This window comes from Mycobacterium sp. (assembly GCF_049280035.1).
Classification (GTDB): Bacteria; Actinomycetota; Actinomycetes; order Mycobacteriales; family Mycobacteriaceae; genus Mycobacterium.
The window spans coordinates 1-1,850 of record NZ_JBAPPI010000551.1; the positions used below are offsets into that span (position 1 = coordinate 1).

Consider the following 1,850-nt stretch of genomic DNA (forward strand, 5'->3'; position numbering starts at 1 on the left):
TCGACACCGTGCGCGCAGCCATGCCCGTCCTCGAACAGCTCTCCTTCGATGAGGCGTTCGGGGAGCCGTCGGAGCTGGTTGGCGCCTCGGCGGCCGAGGTCGAGCGGTTCTGCGAGGACCTGCGGCGACGGGTGCGCGAGGAGACCGGCCTCATCGCCTCGGTCGGTGCGGGCTCGGGCAAGCAGATCGCCAAGATTGCCTCGGGTATGGCCAAACCCGACGGGGTGCGGGTGGTCCGGCATGTCGAGGAGAAGTCGTTGCTGGGTGGCCTTCCGGTGCGCAGGCTCTGGGGGATCGGGCCGGTGGCCGACGAGAAGCTGCATCGGCTGGGCATCGACACAATCGGGCAGCTGGCCGCGCTGAGTGACGCCGAGGCGGCCAGCATCCTGGGTGCGACGATCGGGCCCGCGCTGCACCGGTTGGCCCGCGGGATCGACGACCGCCCGGTTGCCGAGCGGGCCGAAGCCAAGCAGATCAGCTCCGAATCCACCTTCGCGGTTGACCTGACGAGCTTGGAGCAGTTACGCGAGGCGATCGACTCGATCGCCGAGCACGCTCATCAACGTCTGCTGCGCGACGGCCGCGGCGCCCGCACCGTCACGGTGAAGCTGAAGAAATCCGACATGAGCACGCTGACTCGTTCGGCGACGTTGCCCTATGCGACGACCGAGGCGGCCGCGCTGACCGCGTTGGCTCGTCGGCTGTTGCTCGATCCCCAGGAGATCGGCCCGATTCGGCTTCTGGGCGTGGGATTTTCGGGTTTAACCGACGTGCGCCAGGAGTCGCTGTTCCCTGACTTAGAGCTGTCTGAGCCGGAGTCGCAGCATTCCCTGGAGACGGTATCCGCGGCGATGTTTGGCCCGGATGCGGAACCTTCGCCGTGGCGGGTGGGCGACGACGTGACACATCAAGACCTGGGGCATGGCTGGGTGCAAGGCGCCGGCCACGGCGTGGTCACGGTGCGATTCGAGACCCGCAGCTCAGGACCGGGGCCGGCCCGGACCTTCCAATCCGACACCGGTGAAATCATCCGGGCCAATCCGGTGGACAGCCTGGACTGGCCGGACTACGTCGCGACGCTGCGGGCCGACGAGCCGGTGTGATCCTCGAGGACTATCCGTACTTGGACGGGCCGACGTCCTGGCGACGGTGGAATTCGCTGCCGCGGCAATGCAAGAGCCTGAATCTCACAGTGCGCTGTACGCGTTAAGCAGCGCGTCCCACAGCTCGGCGCCGCTGAGTGTTGGGATGTCGAAGTAGGTTGTCATTCCGTCGACTACCGGTGTGGCCGAGTCGATTTCAGCTGGCGTCAACCCGAGGTAGGCGGCGTGGAGTGCCAACCCGAGGTAGACGTCGTTGAGTGTTGCGCCGCCGGAGCCGGCGTTAAGGGGATCCGCCCAGTAGTCGCCGTCGATGGTGTACACCTCGGTCGGGTACAGGTGGTGGGGGGTGGTGTCCCCGACGAGGTTTTGCCAGCCGAGGTCGTCGAGGATTGTTGTCCCCATGGGAGTTTCGGCCAAGGTGTTGAGGAAGCCGCCTTGTGCGCTGGCCGTGTCGCCGACCATCACGAAACGTAAAGCGTCGGTGGGGATTTTGTCGTCGGCGAGTTGCTGTTCGGCGAGGGAGGCGACGACGCTGCTTTGTGAGTAGGTGAAAATGGTCAGCGGGTCGCTGCATAGGCCGGAGGCGGCGCAGTGCATGTCGCCGGCGCTGTAGTCGGCGACGACCGCCTTGACAAGATCGTTCTCGCCCTGCGTCACGCTCGAGCCGAAGTCGTTGGTTTCCGGGGTGGTCAGCGCCAGCGTCGATGCGGTGGTGCCGTGGTACCCGTTCGGGTCGAGGTACAGCTT

2 protein-coding genes are annotated in these 1,850 nt (G+C 66.2%); one reads left to right on the forward strand and one right to left on the reverse strand.

Translation table 11 applies throughout. From position 1 onward, the window contains the following. Positions 1 to 1,103 (forward strand): DNA polymerase IV (locus WAN71_RS17900; RefSeq protein WP_422226617.1); only part of this gene is annotated, 1,103 nt, incomplete at its 5' end. Positions 1,104 to 1,187: 84 nt separating this feature from the next. Here the strand turns inward: WAN71_RS17900 and WAN71_RS17905 are convergent. Further along, on the reverse strand, positions 1,188 to 1,850 hold a 663-nt coding region (locus WAN71_RS17905), incomplete at its 5' end, for a PE-PPE domain-containing protein (protein WP_422226618.1).